This window comes from Streptomyces sp. NPDC003393 (genome assembly GCF_053589015.1).
This window is the reverse complement of sequence record NZ_JBSFRB010000101.1, coordinates 1-1,445: the sequence shown is the minus strand read 5'-3', so window position 1 is coordinate 1,445 and position 1,445 is coordinate 1. Positions and strand designations below refer to the sequence as shown.

The window sequence follows — 1,445 nt, the reverse complement described above, 5'->3', positions numbered from 1 at the left end:
TAGTAGGGCTTGGTCAGGTTCACTCGCCGGTGGCGTGTCCGTTTGATCGGGTGTGTCGTTGACGGGGTGTGCTGGGTGGGGAGTTGGCCGCGGTCCGGTGTGATCTGGAGGACTTCGCGGCGGAGATGTTCGAGCCGTTCGCGCGGGCGGATCAGCGCCGTTGGGGCGGGGTCTATCTGCGGGGCCTGTTGCTGGACGGGCGGCGCAAGTCGGTGGAGCCGATGGCCGCCCGGCTGGGTGAGGACGGCAACCGGCAGGCCCTGGCGCACTTCATCACCTCCAGTCCGTGGGAGGCGGCGCATGTGCGGGCCCGTCTGACCTGGCGGATGCAGCAGGTGATCAAACCGACTGCGTTCATCGTGGATGACACCGGGTTTCTCAAGGACGGTGATGCCTCGGCGTGCGTGGCCAGGCAGTACACCGGCACCGCGGGCAAGGTCACCAACTGCCAGGCCGGGGTGTCGCTGCATCTGGCCTGCGACAGTGCCTCGGTGGCGGTCGACTGGCGCCTGTTCCTGCCCGAGAGCTGGGACCCGGCCTCGCCGAAGGCCGATGCGGGCAAGGTGGCCCGCCGCACCACGTGCGGCATCCCCGAAGAGGTGGGCCATGTGGAGAAGTGGCAGCTGGCCCTGGACATGATCGACGAGACCAGGTCGTGGGGCATCGATGTCCCGCTGGTCGTTGCCGACGGTGGCTACGGCGATGCGGCCGCCTTCCGGCTGGGCCTGGAAGAACGCGGGCTCGACTATGTGGTGGGCATCTCCACCACGACCACGGCCCAGCCGGAAGAGGCACGGCCGCACACCCCGCCCTACAGCGGCCGCGGTCCGCGACCCCAGCCTGTCTACCCCGAGCCGGCCCAGGCAGTGAAGAAGCTGGTCATCGCGGCCGGCAAGCGGGCCGCGAAGCCGGTGCAGTGGCGGGAAGGCTCACGCCCGGGCAGCGGCCGCAGCGGCGTCAAGCGCATGTACTCACGGTTCGTGGCCCTGCGGATCCGGCCCGCCGGACGCGAGATCCGCAAGCACGTCGACGGCCCGGAACTGCCCGTGCGCTGGCTGCTGGCCGAATGGCCCGCCACCGAACCCGAACCCGTGCAGTTCTGGCTGTCCAACCTGCCCGCCGACACTCCGCTCGCCACCCTTGTGCGCACCGCGAAACTGCGCTGGCGCATCGAGCACGACTACCGCGAGATGAAGCAGGTCCTGGGCCTGGCCCACTTCGAGGGCCGCACCTGGCGAGGCTGGCACCACCACGTCACCCTGGTCTCCGTCGCGCACGCCTTCTGCACCCTCCAGCGCATCACCCGGTCCCCAAAAGAGACGGCGCCGGCCTGAGCCTCTACAAGGTCACCCGCGAACTGCAGCTACTCCTCGCGGTCTGGACCGGCGCCTGCCCCACGTGTCACCGCGACATGCCACAACCGATACCGACCTGACCAAGCACTA

The 1,445-nt window shown here is 69.4% G+C and carries 1 protein-coding gene; it reads left to right on the top strand.

The features are described from left to right. Positions 1 to 68: 68 nt before the first annotated feature. Positions 69 to 1,334 carry an IS701 family transposase gene (locus ACWDUZ_RS38535; protein ID WP_451636483.1) on the top strand — a complete coding sequence of 422 codons (1,266 nt, stop codon included), beginning with the start codon at positions 69 to 71 and terminating at the stop codon, positions 1,332 to 1,334. Positions 1,335 to 1,445 lie beyond the last annotated feature (111 nt).